This window comes from Streptomyces sp. NPDC050145, from assembly GCF_044460245.1.
In the GTDB taxonomy this organism is placed as follows: domain Bacteria; phylum Actinomycetota; class Actinomycetes; order Streptomycetales; family Streptomycetaceae; genus Streptomyces.
Genome location: NZ_JBITJS010000002.1, coordinates 604464 through 631050, shown reverse-complemented (window position 1 = coordinate 631050; position 26587 = coordinate 604464). Strand labels below are relative to the sequence as shown.

The following is a 26587-nucleotide window of genomic DNA, read 5'->3' as shown; positions in this document are numbered from 1 at the left end:
GGCCGCACCCCCGCACGGTCGTCGCCGGCACTTTTCGAACTGCGGACGACCCTAACGGCCGCCACTGACAACGGCCGATGCCCACCCCCTCCCCGCAACACCGCCTTCACACAACTGCGGACCCTTGGCGGCAGAATGGGGCCCCATGATCCGGTTCGAGCACGTCAGCAAGCGGTACGCGGACGGCACAACTGCCGTCGACGATCTGTCCTTCGAGGTGAACGCGGGCGAACTGGTCACGCTGGTCGGCCCGTCGGGCTGCGGCAAGACCACGACGATGAAAATGGTGAACCGGCTCGTCGAACCGTCCGCGGGCCGGATATTCCTCGACGGCGACGACATATCCGAAATCGATCCGGTGAAGCTGCGCCGTCGTATCGGATACGTCATCCAGCAGGTGGGCCTTTTCCCGCACAGGACGGTCCTCGACAACACGGCGACGGTCCCGCACCTGCTCGGCGTGCGGCGCACCGAGGCCCGCGCCCGCGCCGCCGAACTGCTCGACCTGGTGGGCCTGGACCCGAAGGTCTTCGGCGAGCGCTACCCCGAGCAGCTCTCCGGCGGCCAGCGCCAGCGGGTCGGCGTGGCCCGCGCGCTCGCGGCGGACCCGCCGGTGCTGCTGATGGACGAGCCCTTCGGCGCCGTCGACCCGGTGGTGCGCGACCGTCTGCAGACCGAGTTCCTGCGCCTGCAGCGCACGCTCGGCAAGACCGTCCTGTTCGTCACGCACGACATCGAGGAGGCGGTCCGTCTCGGCGACCGCATCGCCGTCTACGGGCAGGGCCGCGTCGAGCAGTTCGACACCCCGGCCGCGGTCCTCGGCGCCCCCGCCACCCCCTACGTGGCCGACTTCGTCGGCGCGGACCGGGGCCTGAAGCGCCTCTCGGTGACGCCCATCGAGGAGAGCGACCTGGAGCAGCCGCCCGTCGTCCACCTCGACGACCCGCTGCCCCGCGAGCTCGACGCCCGCTGGGCCGTCGTCCTGGACGGCGAGGAAAACCTGCACGGCTGGATCTCCGCCGACCACGCGCGCGAGGCGGCGAAGGGCGAGACCGTACGGGACCACGCCCGCCGCATGGAGGCCTGGCTGCCCGTGGGCGCCTCCCTGAAGCAGGCGTTCGCGACGATGCTCCAGCACGACGCGGGCTGGATCGCCGTGATCGACGAGCGCTCCGAGGGCCGCTTCCTGGGTGTCCTCACCCCGGCCCGGCTGCACGAGGCACTGCGCCGCTCCACCGCGGCCGACGCGCAGGACGTCGCACGCACCGACGTGGACCTGGAGATCATTCGCTGAGGCGGGCGCTCATCCACCGGAGCGTCGCCGGGATCTCCCGCCGCCAGGTGTTGAAGTTGTGCCCGCCGCTGTCGAGGACGATCGACGCCACGCGCGCGGGCGGCTTCACCTTGCCCAGGAACGCCATCGTGTCCGGGTAGTTGTACTCGCCCTGCCTGCTGGTCGTCACCAGGAGGGACGTGTCGGGCGGCGGCAGCCGGTCGAGGGACCACAGGAGGTCCGCCCGGTTCCGCAGCTCCTGGTCGCCGTGGAAGAGGTCGCCCGTCGTCGGGTCGAGCGCCGCCCTGTAGTACGCGGAGAGCCCGGCGCCCGCCCTGTAGACGTCGGGGTGGTGCATGGCCAGCTTCAGGGCGCAGTAGCCGCCGGTGGAGTCGCCGACAATCCCCCACTGCTTCTCGGTGCGGTAGCGGGCGGCGACGGCCTCCGGCAGGTCCCGCGCGAAGAAGGTCTCGGTGCGCGGGCCGCCCGGCACGTCCACGCACTCCGTGTCGCGCGGCGGCGCCACGGTCGGCCGGAGCATGACGAGGATCATCGGCCGCATCCGGTGCGCGGCCGCGAGCCGATAGGCGGTCTGCGGATACCGCAGCCCCTTGTAGAGCGCCTCCGCGGTGCCCGGATAGCCCGTGAGGACGACCGCTGCCGGGAAGTGACGTGCCGCGTACCTCTGTTGGAAGTACTCCGGCGGCAGATACACGTACGCGGAGCTCGCGATGCGGGTGTCGCGGCCCACGACCTCGATCTTCTCGATGCGGCCCAGGGTGTCGGGCCGGGCGCCGGGCGGTGCGGTGAGGCCGCCCGCGGACACGGCGTGCACGGTCCGGGCGGCGCCGGCCGCTCCTGCCTGGTCCGTGACGACGCCCTCGCCCTGCTCGCGGCCCAGCAGGTCGTCCCAGGACGCGTAGAAGCCGAACGACCGGTTCACCCCGAGGCCCACCGCGCAGAACAGCATCAGCTGGGTGGCGAGCAGCAGGGCCACGCGGCCGCTGACGGACCGCCAGGAACGCCGCGCCAGGCGGGGCCAGAGCAGCACGGTGCCGAGGAAGAGGGCCACGGCGAGCAGCACCGCGAGGGCGAGCACCTTGTGACTCGTGAGACCCATGGGTTGTTCTCCGCCTCCGCGTCGACGTGGTGGGACGTGCCCGGACATGCCGCGTGCGGGGCAGCGGCTTTTCTCCTGCTTTCCTCACCCTTTACGGCTCTTTTCCGGGTGGGAGTGAACCCGCTTCCCGGTGCGTCCGTCCTAGAGGGCGCACGTCGCGGATGCCCGATATGGATGTCCGTTCACGCTTCTCGCAGAACTACGGAAATGCGATGTTCGTCAGGATAGATGCGCAAAGCCGGGACGCCGTTCCGGGACGATTGCGGCGCGTGGTGGGCGGCGTGGTGCGCGGCCCCCGCCCGGAGTCGGTGCCGGCCTGGATCGCCCGGGCCGGTCTCCTGGTCGGGCTGCTCGACGTCGCGGCCGGCGTCTTCCCGCGCTTCCGGCACAGCCGCATGCACGCCCTCGCCCAGGTCCTGCCGGGCACCCTCGGCCCGTACGCGGCCGCCCTCGCCCTCAGCTGCGGCGTCCTGCTGCTCCTGCTCGCGCACGGGCTGCGGCGGCGCAAGCGGCGGGCCTGGCGGGCCAGCGTGGTGCTGCTGCCGATCGGCGCCTGCGCCCAGTTCGCGTACCGGCACTCGCTCGCCGGAGTCGTCATCCCGCTCGCCCTGCTGTGGCTCCTCGCCCGGCACCGCGCCGAGTTCGACGCGCTGCCCGACCCGCGCAGCCGCTGGCGCGCGCTGGCGAACCTGGTGGTGATGGGCGCCGGTTCGCTGCTGCTCGGCCTCGCGATCGTGAGCGCGCACCCGGACAGGCTGACGGGCGACCCGAGTCTGGCGGACCGTCTGTCCCACGTCCTGTACGGGCTGTTCGGCGTCGACGGCCCCCTGGACTACGCGGGCCGCACCTCGTCCACGGTCGCGTTCTCGCTCGGCGCGCTCGGCATGCTCACCGCACTCACCACGATCTACTTCGCGCTGCGCCCCGAGCATCCTGCGGCCGGCCTCACCGAGGACGACGAGGCCCGGCTGCGCGCCCTTCTGGAGCGGCACGGCGCCCGTGACTCGCTCGGCCACTTCGCGCTGCGCCGCGACAAGGCCGTCGTGTTCTCCCCGAGCGGCAAGGCGGCCGTCTGCTACCGCGTCGTGTCCGGGGTGATGCTCGCCGGCGGTGACCCCGTCGGGGACGTGGAGGCCTGGCCCGGCGCCATCGAGCGCTTCATGGACGAGGCGCGGGCCCACTCCTGGACCCCGGCCGTCATGGGCTGCTCCGAGACCGGCGGCGAGGTGTGGACCCGCGAGACGGGGCTCGACGCGCTGGAGCTGGGCGACGAGGCGGTGGTGGACGTCGCGGATTTCTCCCTCGCGGGGCGGCCGATGCGCAATGTCCGCCAGATGGTGAAGCGGATCGAGCGCGCCGGTTACGAGACCCGCGTCCGGCGCGTCCGTGACCTCTCCCCCGCCGAGCTGGACCGGATCCGCCGCGCCGCCGACGCCTGGCGCGGCACGGACACCGAGCGCGGCTTCTCCATGGCGCTCGGCCGCATCGGTGACGCGGCCGACGGCGACTGCCTGATCGCCACGGCCCACAAGGCCCCGGAGGCCGACGGCCCGCAGGGCCCCCACGGAGACCTGCGGGCCGTGCTGCACTTCGTGCCCTGGGGGCCCGACGGCGTCTCCCTCGACCTGATGCGCCGCGACCGCGCCGCCGACCCGGGGATGAACGAGCTGCTGATCGTGACCGCCCTCCAGGCCGCCCCGGAGCACGGCATCGCGCGCGTGTCGCTCAACTTCGCCATGTTCCGCGCCGCGCTCGCGCGCGGCGAGAAGATCGGCGCGGGGCCCGTCCTGCGGGCCTGGCGCGGCCTGCTCGTGTTCCTGTCCCGCTGGTTCCAGATCGAGTCGCTCTACAAGTTCAACGCCAAGTTCCGCCCCCGCTGGGAACCCCGCTTCGTCATCTACGGCTCCCCGCGCGACCTCCCCCGCATCGGCTGGGCCGCGATGCAGGCCGAGGGCTTCATCACCCTCCCCCGCCGCCTCCTCCCCGGCCCCCGCTCCCCGAAGAATCAGCCCTGCGACGCGAGGCAGCCCCCGCACAGCCCCAAGGTCTGTCCGGCGGGCCCTGCCGCGGGCGCGGGGCCTGGCACGCCGACCTGCGGCGTTGCCGTCGGTTGCCAACGCTCCGCGTTGTCGCCCTCCTCCGCCTTGCATCTCGACGCACCGGACCCCGCTCACCGGCACAGAGCGGAGCGGGCCACCCGAGTGCAGCCTGACCCGCCGGACAGACCTACGCTGGAAGCATGAGCACGTCGCAGGTCCGCCGGGGCCACGTAGCCAATCTCCCCGTATGGGACCGCTGCGCGGTCATGGGAGTCGTCAATGTGACGCCCGACTCCTTCTCGGACGGCGGGCGCTGGTTCGACACCACCCGCGCGGTCAAGCACGGCCTCGACCTGGTCGCCCAGGGCGCCGACCTCGTCGACGTCGGCGGCGAGTCCACCCGTCCCGGCGCCACGCGCGTGGACGAGGACGAGGAGCTCAAGCGCGTCATCCCCGTCGTGCGGGGCCTGGCCGCCGAGGGCGTCACCGTGTCCGTGGACACCATGCGCGCCAAGGTCGCCGAGCAGTCCCTGGCGGCGGGCGCGGCTCTGGTCAACGACGTGAGCGGCGGCCTCTCCGACCCCGCGATGATCCCGGTCGTCGCCGCCGCGGGCGCCCCCTTCGTCGTCATGCACTGGCGCGGCCTCCTCGCGGGCGACGCCGTGCACGGGCACTACGAGGACGTCGTCTCGGAGGTCGTCGACGAGCTCCGCGCACGCGTGGACGCCGTCATAGCCGGGGGCGTCGCGCCCGACCGCATCGTCGTCGACCCGGGCCTCGGCTTCTCCAAGGACGCCGGCCACGACCTGACCCTCCTCGCCCACCTCGACCGCCTGCACGCGCTCGGCCACCCCGTCCTGGTCGCCGCCTCCCGCAAGCGGTTCCTCGGCCACGTCCTCTCCGACGGGCAGGGCGCCCCGCCGCCCGCCCGCGAGCGCGACGCCGCCACCGCCGCCGTCTCCGCGATCGCCGCCCACACCGGCGCCTGGGCCGTCCGCGTCCACGAGGTCCGGGCCACCGCCGACGCCGTCCGGGTCGCCCGCGCGGTCGAGGGAGCCCTGTGACCCACACCGACATCCAGGCCGTCGACGACGCCAACCGCGCGTTCTACGAGGCCCTGGAGCGCGGCGACTTCGAGGAACTGACCTCGCTGTGGCTGGCCCCCGAGGACGTCGCCTACGCCGAGGACGCCGACCCCGACGACGCCGAGGACACCTCGATCAGCTGCGTCCATCCGGGCTGGCCGGTGCTCACCGGACGCGGCGAGGTCCTGCGCAGCTACGCGCTGATCATGGCGAACACGGAGTACATCCAGTTCTTCCTGACCGACCTGCACATCAGCGTGGTCGCCGACACGGCCCTGGTGACCTGCACGGAGAACATCCTCAGCGGCGGTCCCGCGCCCAAGGGCGGCGAGGAGCTCGGCCCGCTCGTCGGCCAGCGCGTCGTCGCGACGAACGTGTTCCGGCGCACCCGTGACGGCTGGAAGTTGTGGTCCCACCACGCCTCCCCGGTCCTCGCCGACTCGGACGACGAGTCCGACCTCGACGCGGAGATCGACCGCCGGCTCGACGGCGGCATGGACGGGGGCATGGACGGGGGCATCGACGGCGACCGGGGCGAGGGCGACTCACCCGCCTGAGTGGGTACCCGGCCCGAAAAGCACCGGAATCCCCGGCCCAAGGTTGGCCGCGCCCCCACATGGGTAGGGGCGGCTACCAGCCGGAGCGCCGGATGTCCATAGCCCCCGCGGGCGAGCGATGTCCGTGCGCGCAGGTAGATTCGAACGAGCCGGCGCAGCGACCGCACATCGATGGGACCGGCTCCTACCGACGACTGCAGGAGTGATTCGCGTGGATCGTGTCGCGCTGCGCGGCCTCAAGGCCCGAGGGCACCATGGCGTCTTCCCCAAGGAGCGCGAGGAGGGCCAGACCTTCATCGTGGACCTGGTGATCGGACTCGACACCCGGGCGGCGGCGGCCGACGACGACCTGGCGAAGACCGTGCACTACGGCATCGTGGCGGAGGAGGTCGTGGCCGTCGTCGAGGGCGAGCCGGTCGACCTCATCGAGACGCTCGCCGAGCGCATCGCCCAGACGTGCCTGAAGCACGAGGGGGTGCTGGAGGTCGAGGTGTGCGTCCACAAGCCGGACGCGCCGATCACCGTGCCCTTCGACGACGTGACCGTCACCATCACCCGGAGCCGAGTATGAACAAGACGCAGTTCGACCCGACCGTCCAGCCGGTGCCGGCCTCCGTGGTCGAGCAGGTCGACGCGGCCGACAGCACGCTGTCGAACCCGAAGCGCGCGGTGCTCTCCCTCGGCTCGAACCTGGGCAACCGCCTGGAGACCCTCCAGGGCGCCGTGGACGCCCTGGAGGACACCCCGGGAGTCCGGATCAAAGCCGTCTCCCCCGTGTACGAGACGGCGCCCTGGGGCGTCGACCCCGGCTCCCAGCCCTCGTACTTCAACGCGGTGGTGATCCTCAAGACGACCCTGCCGCCGTCCTCCCTGCTCGAGCGCGCCCACGCGGTCGAGGAAGCCTTCCACCGGGTGCGGGACGAGCGCTGGGGCCCGCGCACCATCGACGTCGACATCGTTGCCTACGCGGACGTCGTCTCGGACGACCCGGTGCTCACGCTCCCTCACCCGCGGGCCCACGAGCGCGCCTTCGTGCTCGCCCCCTGGCACGACGTGGAGCCGGAGGCCCAGCTGCCCGGCCGCGGACCCGTCGCCGCCCTGCTCGCCGAGGTCACCCGCGAGGGCATCGCCCCGCGCGCCGACCTGGAACTCCGGCTGCCCGAGTAATCGTTAGGGTCTAGCGGGCACGACCGCAGCCGGGCGGTCGTGGACGACCGTAGACATCTGAAGGGCGACCACGGGGATGAAGCAACTGCGGATCAGGACGCTCGCCGGACTCTTCGCGGTGGCGGGCGTCCTGTCCTGGGCGGGCGCCCGGCTGTGGAACGCGGTGGGCACACTGCCCCGCGTCCCCCCGGCCGCCCCCGTCGTCCTCGCCCTGATCGCCCTCGTCCTGCTGGCGACGGCGCTCTCCATCCGGTCCCGGCTGAAGGCCCAGCGCGCCCGCCGCCCCGACGCGCGGGGCGTCGACCCGATGATGGCCGCCCGCGCCCTCGTCTTCGGACAGGCCAGCGCACTGGTCGCCGCGCTCGTCTCCGGGATGTACGGCGGCACGTTCGCGTTCCTGCTGGAGCACCTGGACGTGGCGCCCCGCCGGGACCAGGCGGTCTACGCCGGATTCTCCGTCGTCGCGGGCATCGGCGTGATGGCCGCGGCCCTGTTCCTGCAGCACGTCTGCCGGCTCCCGGAGGACGACGACGACACGAAGGGCACGGCCACCACGGCCTGAACGCGGCCCTGGCGCGGTGCTAGCGCGGTGCTAGCGCGCCATGATGAGGCTCATCGCCTCGTTGCGCGTGGCGGGGTCGCGCAGCTGACCGCGGACCGCCGAGGTGATCGTCTTCGCGCCGGGCTTGCGCACGCCCCGCATCGTCATGCACATGTGCTCGCACTCGACGACGACGATGACGCCGCGCGGCTCCAGGATCTCCATCAGGGAGTCCGCGATCTGCGTGGTCAGCCGCTCCTGCACCTGCGGACGGCGGGCGTAGACGTCGGCGAGCCGGGCCAGCTTGGACAGGCCGGTGATCTTGCCGTCCGCCGACGGGATGTACCCCACGTGCGCGACGCCCACGAACGGCACGAGGTGGTGCTCACAGCTCGAGATGATCTCGATGTCCTTCACCAGGACCATCTCGTCGTGCCCCAGGTCGAACGTCGTCGTCAGCACGTCCTCGGGCTTCTGCCACAGACCCGCGAATATCTCCTTGTACGCCCGGGCGACCCGCGCCGGCGTCTCCCGCAGGCCCTCACGGTCCGGGTCCTCGCCGACCGCGATGAGCAGTTCGCGTACGGCGTTCTCGGCCCGCTTCTCGTCGAACTCGCCGATCGGGCCCTCACCGTGCAGCGTCACCGGGTCGGTCATCTGTGCCTCTTCCTCAAGCGGATGTCCGACGCGGCCCGTGTCCACGAAAAAAGGCCGCGTCCCCCACACGGTAAAGCGTGGGGGACGCGGCCTGCATTCCGGGGCTGTCCCGGGCACCGGGGCCCGGTCAGCTCTCGGAGCGGTCCTCCTTGACCGTGTCCACCGGGGTGGTGGACTCGATGGCGGGGGTCGCCCCGTTCGCCCCGTTCGTCAGTGACAGCTCCTTGGGGGAGAGCACCGGCGGGCGGGTCGAGGGAGTGCGGCGGGAGGAGCCGGTCCACGCGGGGCGGGCCGGGCGCTTCACGATCGGAGCGAAGACCTCGGCGATCTGCTCCTTGTTCAGCGTCTCCTTCTCGAGGAGCGCGAGAACCAGGTTGTCGAGAACGTCGCGGTTCTCGACGAGGATCTCCCAGGCCTCGTTGTGCGCCGTCTCGATGAGCTTCTTGACCTCTTCGTCGACGAGCGCCGCGACCTCTTCCGAGTAGTCGCGCTGGTGCGCCATCTCCCGGCCGAGGAACGGCTCCGTGTTGTCGCCGCCGAACTTGATCGCGCCGAGCCGCTCGGTCATGCCGTACTGCGTGACCATGGCACGGGCCGTGGTCGTGGCCTTCTCGATGTCGTTCGCCGCGCCCGTGGTCGGGTCGTGGAAGACGAGCTCCTCGGCCGCGCGCCCGCCCAGCATGTAGGCGAGCTGGTCGAGCATCTCGTTGCGCGTGGTCGAGTACTTGTCCTCGTCCGGGAGCACCATCGTGTAGCCGAGGGCCCGGCCGCGGGACAGGATCGTGATCTTGTGGACCGGGTCGGAGTTCGGAGAAGCCGCCGCGACCAGGGCGTGACCGCCCTCGTGGTACGCGGTGATCTTCTTCTCCTTGTCCGACATGATCCGGGTCCGCTTCTGCGGGCCCGCGACCACACGGTCGATCGCCTCGTCCAGCATGTGGTTGTCGATCAGCTTCAGGTCCGAGCGGGCGGTCAGCAGGGCCGCCTCGTTCAGCACGTTCGACAGATCGGCACCCGTGAAGCCGGGGGTGCGGCGGGCGACGGCCGACAGGTCGACGTCCGGAGCGACCGGCTTGCCCTTCTGGTGGACCTTGAGGATCTCCAGACGGCCCTGCATGTCCGGACGGTCGACCGCGATCTGGCGGTCGAAGCGGCCGGGACGCAGCAGCGCCGGGTCGAGGATGTCCGGCCGGTTCGTGGCGGCGATCAGGATGACGCCACCCTTCACGTCGAAGCCGTCCATCTCGACGAGCAGCTGGTTGAGCGTCTGCTCGCGCTCGTCGTGACCGCCGCCCAGACCCGCACCGCGGTGCCGGCCGACGGCGTCGATCTCGTCGACGAAGACGATCGCCGGAGCGTTCGCCTTGGCCTGCTCGAAGAGGTCACGGACACGGGAGGCACCGACACCGACGAACATCTCGACGAAGTCGGAACCGGAGATCGAGTAGAACGGGACGCCCGCCTCACCGGCGACGGCGCGCGCGAGCAGCGTCTTGCCGGTACCGGGCGGGCCGTACAGCAGCACACCCTTGGGGATCTTGGCGCCGACGGCCTGGAACTTGGCCGGCTCCTGCAGGAACTCCTTGATCTCGTGGAGCTCCTCGACGGCCTCGTCCGAACCCGCGACGTCGGCGAACGTCGTCTTCGGTGTGTCCTTGGTGATGAGCTTGGCCTTGGACTTGCCGAAGTTCATGACCTTCGAGCCGCCACCCTGCATCTGATTCATCAGGAACAGGAAGATGAGGGGCAGCAGGATGAAGGGGAGCAGCGTGATCAGAATGCCGAGGAAGGCGTTCTGCTTCTCGGGGGAGACGGTGTACCCGTCCGGGATCTTGTTGTCCTGGAAGCGGGCCTGCAGGTCCTTGGCCACGTCGACGCCCTGGTCGCCGATGTAGCTCGCCTGGAACTTGCTGCCGTCCTCGCCCTTGAGCTTCTGGCCGTCCTTCAGCTCGATCTTGATGTTGTTCTCATCGCCGGTGGTGAGCTTGGCCTGCTTCACCTTGTCCTGGTCGATGGCCTGAATGACCTGGCCGGTGTCCACCGTCTTGTAGCCGCCGGACGAACCGACGACCTGCATCAACACGACCACGGCAAGGACGGCCAGCACGATCCACATGACCGGCCCACGGAAGTATCGCTTCACGTCCATCCATACGGAGCGATGCCGCCCCGTCCCTCCTGCCATAGTGAGTTTGATAAGGCTGTTTGAAGCTGTTTGAAGAACTGTTCTTCGGACGGTACCCCAGCATTGTCACCCGACGCCGCAGGGGACGACCGAGAATCTGCCCCTCGCATGCTCCAACGGCGGGAATCCCCTGAGGGTTCCCGCCGTCGCGACGAGCGCTGACGGGCGCTCAGCCGCCGTAGACGTGCGGGGCCAGCGTGCCGACGAACGGCAGGTTCCGGTACTTCTCCGCGTAGTCGAGGCCGTAGCCGACCACGAACTCGTTCGGGATGTCGAAGCCGACCCACTTCACGTCGATGTCGACCTTGGCCGCCTCGGGCTTGCGCAGCAGCGTGCACACCTCGAGGGAGGCGGGCTCGCGCGAGCCCAGGTTGGTCAGCAGCCACGACAGGGTCAGACCCGAGTCGATGATGTCCTCGACGATCAGGACGTGCTTGCCCTTGATGTCGGTGTCGAGGTCCTTGAGGATCCGCACGACGCCGGAGGACTGGGTGCCCGCGCCGTACGAGGACACCGCCATCCAGTCCATCGTGACGGGGGTGGACAGGGCGCGAGCCAGGTCCGCCATGACCATCACGGCGCCCTTGAGGACCCCGACGATCAGCAGGTCCTTGCCCGCGTACTCCGCGTCGACCTTCGCTGCCAGCTCGGCCAGCTTCGCGTCGATCTCTTCCTTGGTGATGAGCACCGACTGAAGGTCGGTGCCCATGTCTTTCGCGTCCACCCGCATCACTTTCGGTCGTCCCACCGGCCGCCGCGACGTGAGCCGCCGAGTCAGCCTTGCCGGATGACCAGTCTGCCACCCTGACGCTGGGCGACGACTTTGCCCGGGAGATTGATCTCCCCCTGGCCGCGCCAGCCGGTGATCAGGCGGTCGACCTCTTCGATGTGGCGGGCGAAGAGGGCACCCGCGGGAGCGCCGGCCTCGATGGCCGCCCTGCGCAGGATGCGGCGGCGTACGGCGGGCGGCAGCGCGTAGAGCTTGGCGCATTCGAGGAGCCCGGCCGCGTCCCGTACGGATTCGGCGGCCTGCTGCGCCCACGTGTCCAGCGCGTCCGCGTCGTCCCGGGACAACTGGGCCGTCCGGGCGAGGGCCTCGACGACGCCCTTGCCGAGCGCCTTCTCCAGGGCGGGCAGCCCCTCGTGGCGCAGCCGGGAGCGGGTGTAGGCCGGATCCGTGTTGTGCGGGTCGTCCCAGACGGGCAGGTGCTGCACGAGGCAGGCCTTGCGGGCGGTCTGCCGGTCGAGCCCGAGGAAGGGGCGCCGGTAACGGCCGGCGGCCCCCGAGACCGCGGCCATTCCGGACAGGGAGCGGATGCCAGAGCCGCGGGCGAGGCCGAGCAGGACGGTCTCGGCCTGGTCGTCGCGGGTGTGTCCGAGCAGGACGGCGGCGGCGCCGTGGCGCTCGGCCGCGGCGTCGAGGGCGCCGTAGCGGGCGTCGCGGGCGGCGGCTTCGGGCCCGCCGGCGCGGCCCACGTCGACGGCGACGGACTCGGCGGGGGTCAGGCCGAGCGCGGTCAGGCGCAGGACGACGTCCTCGGCGCGGACGTCGGAGCCGGGCTGGAGGCGGTGGTCGACGGTGATGCCGCCGGCGCGGACGCCGAGCTTGGGCGCTTCGAAGGCGAGGGCCGAGGCGAGCGCCATGGAATCGGCGCCGCCGGAGCAGGCGACCAGGACCAACGGCCGGTCACCCGCGGGTGGTTGGGGGTGCGTGTCGAGGATGTCGTGGAGGACGCGGCGGACCGCCAGGCGTATCGCCGCGACCGCAGGATGGGGACCCATGTCCGGTTCCCTTCATTCCGTTGCTGAGGGGGTGGGGCGCCAACTATGAACCGATGTGGCACGGCTCAGTCGCTCAACGGTGACTCGGTGACTTCGGTCACGCAGAGTGTGTCGATGGTGACAGAAGCGAGCCATTCACCGAGCATTGCACGCCTGCCCACGACCCACGGTCCCTCGGATGGGTGATCCTGCGCCATTCCTGGCGTGGCCGATCGCGCGGAGCCCCCTCGACAGGCTCAGTCCTCGCCGTGCGCGCCGCCCGCCGCGCCGTCCGTCTTGCTGTGCACCCGCGCGACCCAGTCCGCCGGTTTGGCGATCTCCGCCTTGGTGGGGAGCGTGTTCGGCGAGGTCCACACGCGGTTGAAACCGTCCATGCCGACCTGGTCGACGACGGCCCGTACGAAGCGCTCGCCGTCGCGGTACTGGCGCAGCTTGGCGTCGAGGCCGAGGAGCTTGCGCAGGGCCAGGTCGAGGCGGGAGGCGCCCTTCTGGCGGCGCTCCTTGAACTTCTCGCGGATCTCTCCGACGCTCGGCACGACGGCCGGTCCGACGCCGTCCATCACGTAGTCCGCGTGCCCCTCCAGGAGGGACATGACGGCGGTGAGGCGGGCGAGGATCTCGCGCTGGGCGGGCGACTGGACCATCTCGACGAGCGAGCGGCCGCCGTCGTCCTCCTCGGTGTCGGGGCGCCCGCCGGACATGGACTGGACGGCCTCCCGGACCCGCTCCAGGAACGTCGACGGGTCGACGTCGGTCTCGGCGAGGAACGACTGGATCTCGCCCTCCAGGTGGTCCCGCAGCCAGGGCACGGCGGTGAACTGGGTGCGGTGCGTCTCCTCGTGCAGGCACACCCAGAGCCTGAAGTCGTGCGGGTCCACGTCGAGTTCACGCTCGACGTGCACGATGTTCGGCGCGACGAGCAGCAGGCGGCCGCCGCCGTCGGGGGCGGCCGGCAGGTCGCGGGTGGCGGGCGCGAAGGTCTCGTACTGGCCGAGGACGCGCGAGGACAGGAACGACAGCAGCATGCCGAGCTCGACGCCGGTGACCTTGCCGCCGACGGCGCCGAGAACGGCCGGGCCGGCGCCCGGGCCGCGGCGCTCCTGCATCTTGTCGAGCAGCGGCTTGAGGATCTCGCGGAAGCCCGCCACGTTGGCCCGCACCCAGCCGGGGCGGTCGACGACGAGGACGGGGGTGTCGTGCTCCCGGTCCGTGGCCATGCGCGTGTAGGCGCGCACGTGCTCCTCGGAGGACTTGGCGTGCCGGCGCAGCTCCGCGACGATGGCGCGCGCCTCGTCGCGGCTCACCTCCGGGCCGGGCCGTACGAGTCGGGTCGCGGTCGCCACCGCGAGGTTCCAGTCGACCATCCCTGATGAGGCAGCGCCGCCGATGCTCGTCATGCGTCAACGGTACGTGACCCCTCGCGTACGCGGAGGGGGTTGAACCCTGACGAAACCCTGAGCTCGGCCCCGCGGGTCAGCGGCAGCCGCAGTTGGCGACGGAGGACGCGAGCCGGTCCAGGCCCGCCTGGGCGGCCTGGGGTGCGGGGGCGCCCTCGGTCATGAACGCGAAGACGAGGAGGCGCCCGTCGGCGTCGACGACCGACCCGGCGAGGGTGTTGACGCCGGTGAGGGTGCCGGTCTTGGCGCGGACCAGGCCGATGCCGGAGGCGTCGGCGGGGTCGGCGTAGCGGCTCCTGAGGGTGCCGGTGAAGCCGGCGACGGGCAGGCCGGTGAGCACGGGGCGCAGCTCGGGGCGGTGCGGGTCGGCGGCCTTCGCGAGGAGGCCGGTGAGCAGGTTCGCGGAGACCTTGTCGGCGCGGTCGAGGCCGCTGCCGTCGGCGAAGCGGGCACCGGCGAGCGGCAGGTCGAGCTTCTCGAGCTGCTTCTTGACGGCGGTCCCGGCGCCGTCGAAGTCGTGGGGCTCGTCGGCGGCGATCGCGGTCTGCCGGGCGAGGGCCTCGGCGATGTCGTTGTCGCTGTGCGTCAGCATCCGCTCGACCAGGGCGGACAGCGGCGGGGACTCGACCTTCGCGACGTCCTCGGCCTGTCCGGAGGCCTTGGAGGGGGCGGGGTCGCCCTTGGTGCGCACGCCGCGGTCGTGGAGCAGGTCCGCGAACTTCCGGGCGGCGGCGGCCGCGGGCTCGCCGTCGCGCGGCGCGGGCCCGCTGCCGGAGTCGTCGAGGCGGGCCTCGTCGGCCATGAGGGGGCTGACCCGGGCGAGGTTCTCGTTGGGGCCGATGGGGTGGGTGTCGGGGCCGGAGTACAGGGAGGTGTCGTAGGTGAGTGTGACCTCGGTCATGCCGTCCTTCTTGAGGGCGGCGGCGGTGTCGTCGGCGAGGTCGCGCAGGCTGGCGGCGCCGTAGGGGTTCTTCTTGCGGGCGGTGAGGGTGGGGTCGCCGCCGCCGATCAGGAGGAGCTCCTTGCCGTCCTTCTCCAGCTTCGTCCGGGTCGCGATGCGGTGGTCGGGGCCCGCGGCGGTGAGCGCGGCGACGGCGGTGGCGAGCTTGGTCGTGGAGGCCGGGGTGAGCGCGTCGCCCGCGGCCTTGCCGTAGAGCCGCTCGCCGGTGACGGCGTCGACGACGGCGGCGGCGCGGTGCGGACCGAGCGCGGCGTCCTTCAGGAGCGGGTCGAGGACCTCGGCGAGGGCGCCCTTCGTGGGGCCCGGCACGGACGCTCCGGGGGCCGCGAGGACGGCGGGGGCGCTGGGTGCGGCGGGGGCGGCGGGGGCCCTGCGGCCGTGATGTGCGCCACCAAGGGCCTCCGGAGAGGCCGCCCGGTCCGCCTCGGCCTTACGCTGACCGGAAGCGTCCCAAGGGCCGGCCGAGACCGCCACGACGGCCGCGAGGGCGATACCCACCGCCGTCGCACCCACCGTCACGTGCTTGGTCTTGGTCAGCGCAGCGGTCTTCGCCACGCTCGTCAAGAGCTGCGAAACCTTCAGTTCCGGCACCTCGGACCAGCCCCTTTCGCGATCACACACCTGCGTGAGGGACACTTAATCACTGCATCACCAGACGTTTGTGTTGATCATGGAGGAGCCACCGGTGGAGTTCGACGTTCTGATCGAGATCCCTAAGGGATCGCGGAACAAGTACGAGGTCGACCACGAGACCGGTCGCATCCGCCTCGACCGTCGTCTGTTCACGTCGACGGCCTACCCGACGGACTACGGCTACGTCGAGAACACCCTCGGCGAGGACGGCGACCCGCTGGACGCCCTGGTCATCCTGGACGAGCCGACGTTCCCGGGCTGCCTCATCAAGTGCCGCGCCATCGGCATGTTCCGTATGACGGACGAGGCCGGCGGCGACGACAAGCTGCTGTGCGTCCCGGCGACGGACCCGCGGATGGAGCACCTGCGCGACATCCACCACGTCTCCGAGTTCGACCGCCTGGAGATCCAGCACTTCTTCGAGGTCTACAAGGACCTCGAGCCCGGCAAGTCCGTCGAGGGCGCCGACTGGGTCGGCCGCACCGAGGCCGAGGCCGAGATCGAGCGTTCCTACAAGCGCGCCCAGGACCAGGGCGGTCACTGACCCCCGCGCCTGACGCCTCGCGTCGAACGGGCCGCACCTCCCCTGACCGGGGTCGTGCGGCCCGTTCCCGTATCCGTGCGCATACTGAGGCGTACGGGAGGCAGACGCGTACGTAGTCGTACGAAGGGCGAGAGGTGTCGGAGCGGGAGTCGGAGGCGCCGGAGGACCGCAAGCCGCAGTCCGACGAGGCGCGCAGCGCGTTCACGCAGCCGAGCGGTGTCGCACCGCCGGCTCCGGTGGCGGAGGAGGATTCCTCGACCACCTCGGAGTTCTCGGTCCCGCAGGGGCTGAGCGTGCACGCGGTCGAGATCGCGGAGGTGGAGGGCTCGGCCTTCACGCCGCCGAGGACGTACAGCTCGCGGCAGTCGCCGCCGGCGTTCACCCCGGCGCAGGGCATCCCGGTCGTGCGGCTCACCAAGGAAGCCCCCTGGCAGGACCGGATGCGCACGATGCTGCGCATGCCGGTGGCCGAGCGGCCCGCGCCGGAGAAGGTCCACAAGGAGGACGAGACCGGGCCCGCGGTTCCCCGCGTGCTCGACCTGACGCTGCGTATCGGGGAGCTGCTGCTCGCCGGGGGCGAGGGTGCCGAGGACGTGGAGGCGGCGATGTTCGCCGTGTGCCGGTCCTACGGGCTCGACCGGTGCGAGCCGACGGTGACGTTCACCCTGCTGTCGATCACGTTCCAGCCCTCGCTGGTGGACGACCCCGTGACGGCCTCGCGCACGGTGCGGCGCCGGGGCACCGACTACAACCGGCTCGCGGCCGTGTTCCGCCTCGTCGACGACATCAGCGACGAGGACGTCGAGGTGTCCCTGGAGGAGGCCTATCGGCGCCTCGCGGAGATCCGCCGCAACCGGCACCCGTATCCGGGCTGGGCGCTCACGGCGGCGAGCGGACTGCTCGCCGGGGCGGCCTCGATCCTCGTCGGCGGCGACCTGATCGTGTTCTTCGCCGCGGCGATCGGCGCGATGCTGGGCGACCGGCTCGCGTGGCTGTGCGCGGGGCGCGGGTTCCCGGAGTTCTACCAGTTCACGGTCGCCGCGATGCCGCCGGCCGGCATCGGCATCCTGCTCACGCTCGCGGAGGTCGACGTGCGGGCCTCGGCGGTCATCACCGGTGGACTGTTCGCGCTGCTGCCCGGGCGGGCGCTGGTGGCGGGCGTGCAGGACGGTCTGACCGGCTTCTACATCACGGCCTCGGCCCGGCTCCTGGAAGTCATGTATTTCTTCGTCGGCATCGTCATCGGCGTGCTGATCATGCTCTACGTGGGCGTGCAGCTGCACGCGGAGCTGAACCCGGAGGCCGCGCTCAAGGTCATCGACCGGCCGTACTGGCAGATCGCCGCGTCGATGGCACTGTCCCTGGCGTTCGCGGTGCTGCTGCAGCAGGAGCGGTCGACGGTGCTCATGGTGACGCTGAACGGTGGGGTGGCCTGGGTCGTCTACGGGGCGATGCATGTGGCGGGCGGGATCTCGCCGGTGGCGTCCACGGCGGCGGCGGCCGGGCTCGTCGGCCTGTTCGGCCAGCTCTTCTCCCGGTACCGGTTCGCTTCCGCGCTGCCCTACGTGACAGCGGCGATCGGGCCGCTGCTGCCCGGTTCGGCGACGTATTTCGGGCTGCTGGCCATCGCGCACAACGATGTGAACGCGGGGCTCGTGTATCTGTCGCAGGCGGCGGCGCTGGCGATGGCCATCGCGATCGGAGTGAACCTGGGCGGCGAGATCTCCCGCCTCTTCATCCGCTCCCCCGGCGCGGAGGGCCGCCGAGCGGCCAAGCGCACGCGTGGTTTCTAGGGGGTCGTCGCCGGGTGCCGCCCGGTGGGGCTTCTCGCGCAGTTCCCCGCGCCCCTGAAATGCAGACCCTTCGGGTCGCATTTCCCGATACGCCCGCGCCCCTGGAGATGGCGCACGAAGTGCGCATCTCCAGGGGCGCGGGGAACTGCGCGACCAGCCACGACGGCGGGAGAGCCGCCCACGAAGAGGAACCCGGCAGACGAGAAGGCGCCCCCGTTCCGAGCGGCTAGCGACGGGCGTGGCGCCCCCGCTGGGACGGCGTACCGGACGCGTCCGGCGCCGCACCCTGCTCCCGCTTCGCGGAGCGCCTCGCGCGCAGGAACTCGATCGCGATCGGCACCACGGAGACGAGGACGATCAGGATCAGGATCGCCTCGATGTTCTTGTGGACGAACTCGATGTTCCCCAGCCAGGAGCCGAGCAGGGTCACACCGGCGCCCCACAGGACGCCGCCGATCACGTTGAACGTGATGAAGGACCGGTACCGCATCCCGGAGACGCCCGCGATGATCGGCGTGAACGTCCGCACGATGGGCACGAAGCGGGCCAGGACCAGCGACTTCGGCCCGTGCTTCTCGAAGAACTCGTGCGCCTTCTGCACGTTCTCCTGCTTGAAGAGCTTGGAGTCCGGCCGCTTGAAGAGCGACGGGCCGACCTTCTTGCCGAAGAGGTATCCGGCCTGGTCACCGAGGATCGCGGCGACGCAGATGAGCCCGACCGCACCCCACAGCGGGAAGTCGAGGGTGCCGGCGGTGATCAGCAGACCGCAGGTGAAGAGCAGCGAGTCACCCGGCAGGAAGAAGCCGATCAGCAGACCGGACTCCGCGAACACGATCAGGAGCAGGCCCCAGATCCCGAACGTGTTCAGCAAATGGTCCGGGTCCAGCCAGCTTGGTCCGAGCGCAAGCGTCATCACGGGTCCGGGCTCCTGAAGGGGTGAGGGCAAAGGCATTGCGGTGCCATGCAGATCGGCGATGCAAAGCTATCAACGCCGCTCGCGGGCACCAGGTTCCAGTGGCCCTCTCAGGATGCACTCCGTGCGAACTGTGGGAAACCTGTCGTTATGGGTATCGAAGACTTCGGCGGCGGCCAGAATCCGCAGGCGGATGTGCTCGTCGTCACCACGAACGACGTCCCGGGGTACCGGGTGCAGCAGGTGATCGGCGAGGTCTTCGGCCTCACCGTGCGCTCGCGGCACCTGGGCAGCCAGATCGGCGCCGGGCTCAAGTCCATGATCGGCGGCGAGCTGAAGGGCCTCACCAAGACGCTGGTCGAGACGCGGAACCAGGCCATGGAGCGGCTCGTGGAGCAGGCACGCGCGCGAGGCGCCAACGCCGTGCTCATGTTCCGCTTCGACGTGACGGAGGCGATGGACGGGGCGGCCGAGGTCTGCGCCTACGGGACCGCCGCCGTCATCGCCCAGGAGACCACCGCGCCCTGAGCCGGGCCGGGCGCGCTCACTCCCCCGCGTGCCGCTCCGCGTTCGCGTGGATCGCGTCGCGCAGGTGCTCGGCGACGCCCTCGCCCATGGCGTCGTAGAACGCCTTGAAGCGCTCGTCGGCCACGTACATGTCGCCGAAGCAGGCGTGCATCTCGTAGGAGACCTCGAAGTAGTTCTGGCTGATGTGCCGCCGGTGCTCCTCGGCGAGCTCCAGGGCCGCCGCGCCGGACGGCTGCTCGCCGGAGGCGACGAGGGCCGCGTAGCGCCGGCCCCAGTCCTCGACCTCCGCCTGGATGCGCTGCCAGTCCTCCTTGGTGTAGGTGGCGGCGCGGCGCTGGGACTCGGCCCAGGCCTCGGTGTTCCCCCAGCGCTCCTGCGCCTCCTCCTGGTACTGCTCGGGGTCCTTGTCCCCGAAGACCTCGAAGCGCTCCTCCGGGGTGAGCTGGATTCCCATCTTCTGTGCCTCCATGGCGTGTTCGACGGCCTCGGCCATCTTCTGCAGCTTCTCGATGCGGGCGGTCAGCACCTCGTGCTGGCGCCGCAGGTGCTCGCGCGGGTCGGTCGCCGGGTCGTCGATCAGGGCCTGCACCTCGTCCAGCGGGAAGCCGAGCTCCCGGTAGAAGAGGATCTGCTGGAGCCGGTCCAGGTCGGACGCGGTGTAGCGGCGGTGTCCCGCGTGGTTGCGCTCGCTCGGGACGAGCAGTCCGATCTCGTCGTAGTGGTGCAGCGTGCGCACCGTGACCCCGGCGAATCCGGCCACCTGGCCGACCGAGTGGACCGAGGAGGTCATGGCCGCTCCTTTCCCGCAGCGGTTCTCCGTACGTGACTCAGCTTGGGTCCTCACGCCGCGTGAGGTGCAAGCGCGCCGCATGGACGCCCGATATGCCCGTTCCGCGATGTCTGCCTAGGCTGGCGCGGGGGACGCCGCTCACGAAGGAGTCGCCGATGCCTCCGCTGCACCACGGTCCCGCGGGCCGGTCCGGGGGGCGCGACGAGCGCCCGATGGCCGTCAACCCGTTCTACGGCGTGGCCGACCCCGCGGCCGGGATGACCGACGCACCGCCCAAGCACCGGCTGCCGGACGGCCCGCTCCTGCCGTCGACCGCGTACCAGCTGGTGCACGACGAGCTGATGCTCGACGGGAACGCGCGTCTCAACCTCGCCACCTTCGTGACGACGTGGATGGAGCCGCAGGCGGACGTCCTCCTGGCCGAGTGCCGGGACAAGAACATGATCGACAAGGACGAGTACCCGCGCACCGCCGAGCTGGAGCGCCGCTGCGTCGCGATGCTCGCGGATCTGTGGCACGCGCCCGACCCGACGACCGCGGTGGGCTGCTCGACGACCGGGTCCAGCGAGGCGTGCATGCTGGCCGGCATGGCGCTCAAGCGCCGCTGGGCGAAGCGGAACGCGGACCGCTACCCCTCGCGCGACGCCCGCCCGAACCTGGTGATGGGCATCAACGTGCAGGTCTGCTGGGAGAAGTTCTGCGACTACTGGGAGGTCGAGGCGCGCCAGGTCCCGATGGAGGGCGACCGCTTCCACCTCGATCCGGCGGCCGCCGCCGAGCTCTGCGACGAGAACACGATCGGCGTCGTCGGCATCCTCGGCTCCACCTTCGACGGCTCGTACGAGCCGGTCGCCGATCTGTGCGCGGCGCTCGACCAGCTCCAGGAGCGGACCGGGCTCGACATCCCGGTGCACGTCGACGGCGCGTCCGGCGCCATGGTGGCGCCGTTCCTCGACCCGGACCTGGTGTGGGACTTCCGGCTGCCCCGGGTCGCCTCGATCAACACCTCGGGCCACAAGTACGGCCTGGTCTACCCGGGTGTCGGCTGGGCCCTGTGGCGGGACGCGGACGCGCTGCCGGACGACCTCGTCTTCCGCGTCAACTACCTGGGCGGCGACATGCCGACCTTCGCCCTGAACTTCTCGCGGCCCGGCGCGCAGGTCGTCGCGCAGTACTACTCGTTCCTGCGGCTCGGCCGGGAGGGCTACCGGGCGGTGCAGCAGGCCTCGCGGGACGTGGCGCGCGGGCTCGCCGAGCGTTTCGAGGCGCTCGGCGACTTCCGCCTGCTCACGCGGGGCGACGAGCTGCCGGTGTTCGCGGTGACGACGGCTCCGGACGTGACGGCGTACGACGTCTTCGACGTGTCGCGGCGGCTGCGCGAGCACGGCTGGCTGGTGCCCGCCTACACGTTCCCCGCGCACCGCGAGGACCTCGCCGTGCTCCGCGTCGTGTGCCGCAACGGCTTCTCCGCGGACCTGGCGCAGCTGCTCGTCGACGATCTGACCCGGATCCTGCCCGACCTGCGCAGCCAGTCGCACCCGCAGGTCCGCGACAAGGACGCGGCGACGTCCTTCCACCACTGACGCTCACCGACCCCGGTCAGCGAGCGGTGTACGGGTTCTCCCGCCCGTCCGCGAGGACCCCGACGAACGGCTCGCCCTCGCCCGCGAAGGTGTACGCGCCGCCCTCGATCCGGGCGACGAGCGCGCGGGTCCACTCGGCGCCGGTGTCGGCGGTGAACACCCAGTGGTTCATGATCTCGCCGATGTGGCCCAGCCGCTCCGGGCCGCCCTCGGGCGTGTAGTGCTCCGTGACGGACGCGCGCCACTCCTCGATCCGGCGTACCCGCTCCCGGAGCAGGGCGACGACCTCCGCGCGCAGCAGGTCGACCATGAAGCCGAGCGCGGCCGAGAGGGCGTCCGGTTTCTGGTCGTAGGCGGTGAGGGACTCGCGCAGCAGGGTCAGGTACTCGCGCGTACCGCGCTCGGTGACCTCGTACTCGGTGCGGGGCGGACCGCCGGCCGTCGACGGCGCCACCTCGTGCGCGCGGAGCAGTCCCTGCTTCGCCATCTGCTTGAGCGCGTGGTAGATCGATCCCGGCTTCGCGTTCGACCACTCGTGGGCGCCCCAGTACTCCAGGTCGCTGCGCACCTGGTAGCCGTGCGCGCGGCCGTGCTGCCGTACGGCCCCGAGGACCAGGAGGCGGATCGCTGACATGCGCTCAGCGTAGGACCCGCGCCCGTGCGAGGCCCTCGGGGATGTGCCCTCAGCCCTGCTGCTGCGCGAGCGCCACCAGTTCGAACGCGGTCTTGCCGTCCAGGGACTCGCGGATGATGTCGGCGTGGCCGGCGTGCCGGGCCGTCTCACGGATCAGGTGCAGGCCGAGCCAGCGCAGCGAGACCTCCTGGCCGTCGGGGAACCAGGGCTCGTCGGGCAGCGGGAAGGTGTCGTCGAGGCTGGGCGCGTCCTGGAAGAACTTCTCGGTGCGCCGGGCGACGTCCTCGTAGTAGTCGAGCAGCGACCGCACGGTGTCGGTGCCCTCGACCATCTGGAAGCCGATGCCGTACGACTCCGGGTCGCGCTTGGTGTCGGGCGCGGTCCGGCTCGCCAGGGCCACCCAGCCCTGCTCGACCTCGGCGACGTGCTTGACGATGCCGCCGAGCGAGAGCGCGCTGGCGCTGGGCTTCGCGGCCGCCTGCCCGTCCGTCAGCCCGAGCAGGGTGCGGCGCAGGCCGCCGCGCTGCTCGGCGATGAAGGCCAGGAGCGCGCCGCGCTCGTCACCGCGGGCCTCGGGGTTCACGTGCATGACCATCGAAAACACCTCACGTCGTTCGCCGGACTCGATGAGAAGAAACTACGGGGCATGTAGGTCAGATCCTGGCCTCTTTACGAGAGTCGGCGCCGAGTTCCGCCGAGTTCTGTAGTCACGGGAACACCCCGCGTGCACGTGCATCTGCTCATGCAGAAGATCTTGATCGAGGGCTATGATCCAGACCAGTCGGGGCAGTTGCCCCCTGCACCCATGTGCCACATGAACCACCGGGGGAGCGAACCGTGCACCACGTGTACAACGGCATGGCGGCCACGGAGTTGCACGGAGTGGTCTGGCAGAAGAGCAGGCACAGCAACTCGCAGGGCTCCTGCGTGGAGTTCGCGAAGCTGCCCGGCGGCAGGATCGCCGTCCGCAACTCGAACTTCCCCGAGGGCCCCGCGCTCGTCTACACGCCCGCCGAGATAGAGGCCATGCTTCTGGGCGTGAAGGACGGGGAGTTCGACCATCTGACGGTCGCCTGAGCGGCCGCCCGGCGCTCACACCCGGAACAGGGCCCAGACGACCTTGCCGCTCAGCGCGCCGGCCAGCGGGTGCCAGCCCCAGCTGTCGCTGAAGGACTCGACGAGGAACAGGCCGCGCCCCGACTCGGCCGAGAAGTCCTCGCACACGTCGGCCTCGCGGGCCACCGGGCTGTCGTTGCTGGGGTCGCGCACCGCGCACACCACGCGCGAGGCCCAGCGCATCAGGTGCAGCCGCACCGGCGGGTCCTGGTCGTAGGGCGTGTCCGCGGGCAGCGCGTGGCGCAGCGCGTTGGTGACGAGTTCGGAGACGACCAGGCAGATGTCGTCGAAGCGCTCGGGCACGTCCCAGTCGCCGAGCGTTCTGCGGCTGAACTCCCTTGCGCTGCGCACCGCTTCGTAGCGGGCGGGCAGGGCGCAGGAGGCGGCGCTGGACACCTCCGAGGGGTCGAGCGGGGGAAGACTCTGCCTCAACGCGTCGAAGGGCTCGAGCATGGTCGATCCGTTCGTCCCCATGCGAGGCACTCCCCATTTTCGCAGTACGTAGCGACCGGTGGTGGCGACCATGGTTCCGAATGCGCAGAACGGATGCAAGGGCAGATGCACGTGCACGCGCCGGACTTGGCCGTTCCCGTACCGCTTCTTGCTCATTTCTTCCCGCGACTTCTTCCAAGTTCTCACGCACCCCTTTCGCCTCTTCTCCCTTTCCGTAACCGCGCGAGTACGGCCCGGAGCGTTTTAGTGGCAGACTTCGGGCCCGGATCGATCAGGGAGGGTGGACGACGTGACCGCTGGGGAGTCCTGGGCGTCACCCCAGGCGCTGGGGCCGGGCGGCGGTTCGGTGGTGCGGCGCATCCTGCTGGGCTCACAGCTGCGGCGCCTGCGGGAGTCGCACGGCATCACCCGTGAGGCCGCCGGCTACTCGATCCGCGCCTCCGAGTCGAAGATCAGCCGCCTGGAGCTGGGCCGCGTGAGCTTCAAGGCGCGCGACGTGGAGGACCTGCTGACCCTGTACGGGGTCACGGACGGCGCCGAGCGCGAGGCCCTCCTCTCGCTCGTCAAGGAGGCCAACTCCACGGGCTGGTGGCACAGTTACTCCGACGTGCTGCCCGGCTGGTTCCAGACCTACGTGGGCCTGGAGGCCGCCGCCTCGCACATCCGCGGCTACGAGGCCCAGTTCGTGCACGGCCTGCTGCAGACCGAGGCCTACGCCCACGCGGTCGTCGAGCAGGGCATGCGCGGCGCCGCCCCCGAGGACGTCGACCGGCGCGTGGCGCTGCGCCTGGAGCGGCAGAAGCTGCTGGTCGCCGAGCAGGCCCCGGAGCTGCACGTGGTGCTCGACGAGGCCGCGCTGCGCCGGGTGCACGGCGGGCCCGAGGTGATGCGCGGACAGCTGCGCCACCTGATCGAGCTGGCCGACCGGCCCCGGATCACCCTCCAGGTCATGCCGTTCGACCGCGGCTGGCACGCGGGCGAGTCCGGCAGCTTCACCCTGCTCAGGTTCCCCGAGTCGGACCTCTCCGACGTCGTCTTCCTCGAACAGCTCACCAGCGCCCTGTACTTGGACAAGCGCGAGGACGTCGCCCAGTACGAGAAGGCGATGACGCTCCTCGCCGAGCAGTGCCCGGGCCCGGCGGAGAGTGTCGATCTGCTCCAGCGGGTACTGACCGAATTCGCCTGAGTGCAAAGCGAGTTGACCGATCTCTTGCGTCAATCGACAGGCGCCGGACGTACGATGACGTCCCATCAGCCGTCCGGCGCTTCAGCAAGGGATTTGCCATGACGTCACAGTCCTCGCACACGTACTTCACCGATCTGGACCGGCAGTACATCGACGGCACGTGGCGCGAGGGTCGCGGGTCGTGGGACATCATCGACTTCAACCCGTACAACGGGGACAAGCTGGCGTCGATCACCGTCGCGTCCGTGGAGGAGATCGACGAGGCGTACCGGGCGGCCGAGCGGGCGCAGAAGGACTGGGCGAAGACCAACGCGTACGCGCGCCGGATGGTCTTCGAGCGGGCGCTGCGCCTGGTCGAGGAGCGCGAGGCGGAGATAGCCGAGGCGATCATCGACGAGCTCGGCGGCACCCGCGTCAAGGCCGGTTTCGAGCTGCACCTGGCCAAGGAGTTCCTGCGCGAGGCGATCCAGCTGGCGCTGCGCCCGCAGGGCCGGGTCATCCCCTCCCCCGTGGACGGCAAGGAGAACCGGGTCTACCGGGTGCCGGTCGGCGTCGTCGGCGTCATCTCCCCCTTCAACTTCCCGTTCCTGCTCTCCCTGAAGTCGGTCGCGCCCGCGCTGGCGCTCGGCAACGCGGTCGTGCTGAAGCCGCACCAGAACACCCCGATCGTGGGCGGCTCGCTCGTCGCGAAGATCTTCGAGGACGCGGGCCTGCCGGCCGGTCTCCTCAACGTCGTCATCACCGACATCGCCGAGATCGGCGACGCCCTGCTCACCCACCCCGTGCCGAAGGTCATCTCCTTCACCGGCTCGGACAAGGTCGGCCAGCACGTGGCGACGGTGTGCGCCTCCCAGTTCAAGCAGGCGGTCCTGGAGCTCGGCGGCAACAGCGCGCTGACCGTCCTCGACGACGCCGACATCGACTACGCGGTCGACGCGGCCGTCTTCAGCCGCTACGTGCACCAGGGCCAGGTCTGCATGGCCGCGAACCGCATCCTGGTCGACCGCAAGGTCGAGAAGGAGTTCACGGAGAAGTTCGTCGCCAAGGTCAAGACGCTGAAGGCGGGCGACCCGCGCGACCCGTCGACCGTGATCGGCCCGGTGATCAACTCCACGCAGGCGGACGCCCTCTCGGCGGTCGTCGAGCAGGCGGTCACGGAGGGCGCGACGGCGCTCGTGCGCGGCGCGGTGGACGGCAACCTGGTCGAGCCGGTCGTCCTGTCCGGCCTGCCCGCCGACTCGCCGGTCCTGCGGCAGGAGATCTTCGGCCCGGTCGCGCTCCTCATCCCCTTCGACGGTGACGAGGAGGCGGTGCGGATCGCGAACGACACCCCGTACGGGCTGAGCGGCGCCGTGCACACGGGCGACGTCGAGCGGGGCGTGGCCTTCGCCCAGCAGATCGACACGGGCATGATCCACGTCAACGACGGCACCGTGCACGACGAGCCGCTGGTCGCCTTCGGCGGCGAGAAGCGCTCGGGCATCGGCCGGCTGAACGGCGAGGCGACGGTCGAGGCGTTCACCACGCAGAAGTGGATTTCCGTCCAGCACGGACGCTCGCAGTTCCCGTTCTGACGCCGTAGCGGTATTACACAAGACAGCAGGCCCGGCCCCGGAAGGGGTCGGGCCTGCTGTCTTTGCCGGTATCAGC

General features: G+C 71.0%; 25 protein-coding genes and 1 pseudogene. 14 read left to right on the top strand and 12 right to left on the bottom strand.

The window, feature by feature from the left end:
• Positions 1-145 precede the first annotated feature (145 nt).
• The gene (locus ACIBTU_RS06415; RefSeq protein WP_399124757.1) at positions 146-1294 is read left to right on the top strand and encodes an ABC transporter ATP-binding protein; all 1149 of its coding nucleotides are present in this window, start codon (positions 146-148) and stop codon (positions 1292-1294) included.
• Here the strand turns inward: ACIBTU_RS06415 and ACIBTU_RS06410 are convergent.
• On the bottom strand, positions 1284-2393 hold the full coding sequence (locus ACIBTU_RS06410) for an alpha/beta hydrolase (protein ID WP_399124756.1): 1110 nt from the start codon (positions 2391-2393) through the stop codon (positions 1284-1286). The genes ACIBTU_RS06415 and ACIBTU_RS06410 overlap by 11 nt on opposite strands.
• Positions 2394-2605: 212 nt before the next feature.
• On the opposite strand from ACIBTU_RS06410, the gene ACIBTU_RS06405 reads away from it, so the two are divergent.
• The 6 genes from ACIBTU_RS06405 (at position 2606) to ACIBTU_RS06380 (ending at position 7803) form a co-directional block, all read left to right on the top strand.
• Positions 2606-4636: a phosphatidylglycerol lysyltransferase domain-containing protein gene (locus ACIBTU_RS06405; protein ID WP_399124755.1), complete on the top strand. Its 2031-nt coding sequence runs from the start codon at positions 2606-2608 to the stop codon at positions 4634-4636.
• Positions 4633-5496 carry a dihydropteroate synthase gene (gene folP / locus ACIBTU_RS06400; RefSeq protein WP_399124754.1) on the top strand — a complete coding sequence of 288 codons (864 nt, stop codon included), beginning with the start codon at positions 4633-4635 and terminating at the stop codon, positions 5494-5496. The genes ACIBTU_RS06405 and folP overlap by 4 nt, the downstream gene beginning before the upstream one ends.
• Positions 5493-6074 (top strand): nuclear transport factor 2 family protein, encoded by a 582-nt coding sequence (locus ACIBTU_RS06395; RefSeq protein WP_399124753.1) that lies wholly within the window; start codon positions 5493-5495, stop codon positions 6072-6074. Before folP ends, ACIBTU_RS06395 begins: the two co-directional genes overlap by 4 nt.
• 211 nt (positions 6075-6285) lie before the next feature.
• Positions 6286-6645 (top strand): dihydroneopterin aldolase, encoded by a 360-nt coding sequence (gene folB / locus ACIBTU_RS06390; RefSeq protein ID WP_399124752.1) that lies wholly within the window; start codon positions 6286-6288, stop codon positions 6643-6645.
• Positions 6642-7241, top strand: coding sequence for a 2-amino-4-hydroxy-6-hydroxymethyldihydropteridine diphosphokinase (gene folK, locus ACIBTU_RS06385; RefSeq protein WP_399124751.1), 600 nt, complete (start codon positions 6642-6644; stop codon positions 7239-7241). Before folB ends, folK begins: the two co-directional genes overlap by 4 nt.
• Before the next feature lie 76 nt (positions 7242-7317).
• Positions 7318-7803, top strand: coding sequence for a DUF3180 domain-containing protein (locus ACIBTU_RS06380; protein WP_399124750.1), 486 nt, complete (start codon positions 7318-7320; stop codon positions 7801-7803).
• A 30-nt stretch (positions 7804-7833) separates the two neighbouring features.
• On the opposite strand, the gene folE is transcribed toward ACIBTU_RS06380, so the two are convergent.
• The 6 genes from folE to dacB form a co-directional block, all read right to left on the bottom strand.
• Positions 7834-8439, bottom strand: a complete 606-nt coding sequence (gene folE / locus ACIBTU_RS06375) for a GTP cyclohydrolase I FolE (protein ID WP_399124749.1) — start codon at positions 8437-8439, stop codon at positions 7834-7836.
• 127 nt (positions 8440-8566) lie between these two features.
• Positions 8567-10588 carry an ATP-dependent zinc metalloprotease FtsH gene (gene ftsH, locus ACIBTU_RS06370; RefSeq protein ID WP_399124748.1) on the bottom strand — a complete coding sequence of 674 codons (2022 nt, stop codon included), beginning with the start codon at positions 10586-10588 and terminating at the stop codon, positions 8567-8569.
• A 205-nt stretch (positions 10589-10793) separates the two neighbouring features.
• Positions 10794-11333 (bottom strand): hypoxanthine phosphoribosyltransferase, encoded by a 540-nt coding sequence (gene hpt / locus ACIBTU_RS06365; protein ID WP_399124747.1) that lies wholly within the window; start codon positions 11331-11333, stop codon positions 10794-10796.
• 65 nt (positions 11334-11398) lie between these two features.
• Positions 11399-12406, bottom strand: coding sequence for a tRNA lysidine(34) synthetase TilS (tilS, locus tag ACIBTU_RS06360; protein ID WP_399124745.1), 1008 nt, complete (start codon positions 12404-12406; stop codon positions 11399-11401).
• Between the two features lie 236 nt (positions 12407-12642).
• Positions 12643-13803: a zinc-dependent metalloprotease gene (locus tag ACIBTU_RS06355; RefSeq protein ID WP_399124744.1), complete on the bottom strand. Its 1161-nt coding sequence runs from the start codon at positions 13801-13803 to the stop codon at positions 12643-12645.
• A 76-nt stretch (positions 13804-13879) separates the two neighbouring features.
• Complete coding sequence (dacB, locus tag ACIBTU_RS06350) at positions 13880-15319, bottom strand: D-alanyl-D-alanine carboxypeptidase/D-alanyl-D-alanine-endopeptidase (protein WP_399124743.1); 1440 nt, start codon at positions 15317-15319, stop codon at positions 13880-13882.
• Positions 15320-15449: 130 nt separating this feature from the next.
• On the opposite strand from dacB, the gene ACIBTU_RS06345 reads away from it, so the two are divergent.
• Positions 15450-15941 (top strand): inorganic diphosphatase, encoded by a 492-nt coding sequence (locus ACIBTU_RS06345; RefSeq protein WP_188338262.1) that lies wholly within the window; start codon positions 15450-15452, stop codon positions 15939-15941.
• 134 nt (positions 15942-16075) lie between these two features.
• Positions 16076-17734 (top strand): threonine/serine exporter ThrE family protein, encoded by a 1659-nt coding sequence (locus ACIBTU_RS06340; RefSeq protein ID WP_399124742.1) that lies wholly within the window; start codon positions 16076-16078, stop codon positions 17732-17734.
• 265 nt (positions 17735-17999) lie between these two features.
• Here ACIBTU_RS06340 and ACIBTU_RS06335 read toward each other — a convergent pair.
• Positions 18000-18650, bottom strand: a pseudogene (locus tag ACIBTU_RS06335) (DedA family protein); the annotation flags it as partial.
• 147 nt (positions 18651-18797) lie between these two features.
• Here ACIBTU_RS06335 and ACIBTU_RS06330 point away from each other — a divergent pair.
• Positions 18798-19175 (top strand): YbjQ family protein, encoded by a 378-nt coding sequence (locus ACIBTU_RS06330; RefSeq protein WP_399124741.1) that lies wholly within the window; start codon positions 18798-18800, stop codon positions 19173-19175.
• 16 nt (positions 19176-19191) lie between these two features.
• On the opposite strand, the gene ACIBTU_RS06325 is transcribed toward ACIBTU_RS06330, so the two are convergent.
• Complete coding sequence (locus ACIBTU_RS06325; protein ID WP_399124740.1) at positions 19192-19965, bottom strand: MerR family transcriptional regulator; 774 nt, start codon at positions 19963-19965, stop codon at positions 19192-19194.
• Between the two features lie 155 nt (positions 19966-20120).
• On the opposite strand from ACIBTU_RS06325, the gene ACIBTU_RS06320 reads away from it, so the two are divergent.
• On the top strand, positions 20121-21548 hold the full coding sequence (locus tag ACIBTU_RS06320) for a glutamate decarboxylase (protein WP_399124739.1): 1428 nt from the start codon (positions 20121-20123) through the stop codon (positions 21546-21548).
• 16 nt (positions 21549-21564) lie between these two features.
• Here ACIBTU_RS06320 and ACIBTU_RS06315 read toward each other — a convergent pair whose 3' ends face one another.
• Positions 21565-22182 carry a PadR family transcriptional regulator gene (locus tag ACIBTU_RS06315; RefSeq protein WP_399124738.1) on the bottom strand — a complete coding sequence of 206 codons (618 nt, stop codon included), beginning with the start codon at positions 22180-22182 and terminating at the stop codon, positions 21565-21567.
• Positions 22183-22231: 49 nt separating this feature from the next.
• Positions 22232-22777, bottom strand: a complete 546-nt coding sequence (locus tag ACIBTU_RS06310) for a DinB family protein (RefSeq protein ID WP_399124737.1) — start codon at positions 22775-22777, stop codon at positions 22232-22234.
• A gap of 242 nt (positions 22778-23019) precedes the next feature.
• On the opposite strand from ACIBTU_RS06310, the gene ACIBTU_RS06305 reads away from it, so the two are divergent.
• Entirely contained in the window at positions 23020-23259 is a 240-nt protein-coding gene (locus ACIBTU_RS06305) for a DUF397 domain-containing protein (protein ID WP_399124736.1), read from the top strand.
• Positions 23260-23274: 15 nt separating this feature from the next.
• On the opposite strand, the gene ACIBTU_RS06300 is transcribed toward ACIBTU_RS06305, so the two are convergent.
• Positions 23275-23772, bottom strand: coding sequence for an ATP-binding protein (locus ACIBTU_RS06300; protein ID WP_399124735.1), 498 nt, complete (start codon positions 23770-23772; stop codon positions 23275-23277).
• Between the two features lie 268 nt (positions 23773-24040).
• Here ACIBTU_RS06300 and ACIBTU_RS06295 point away from each other — a divergent pair, with 268 nt between their 5' ends.
• Both ACIBTU_RS06295 and ACIBTU_RS06290 read left to right on the top strand, forming a co-directional pair.
• Positions 24041-24937: a helix-turn-helix domain-containing protein gene (locus ACIBTU_RS06295; RefSeq protein ID WP_399124734.1), complete on the top strand. Its 897-nt coding sequence runs from the start codon at positions 24041-24043 to the stop codon at positions 24935-24937.
• Between the two features lie 98 nt (positions 24938-25035).
• Positions 25036-26511 carry an aldehyde dehydrogenase family protein gene (locus ACIBTU_RS06290; RefSeq protein WP_399124733.1) on the top strand — a complete coding sequence of 492 codons (1476 nt, stop codon included), beginning with the start codon at positions 25036-25038 and terminating at the stop codon, positions 26509-26511.
• Positions 26512-26587 lie beyond the last annotated feature (76 nt).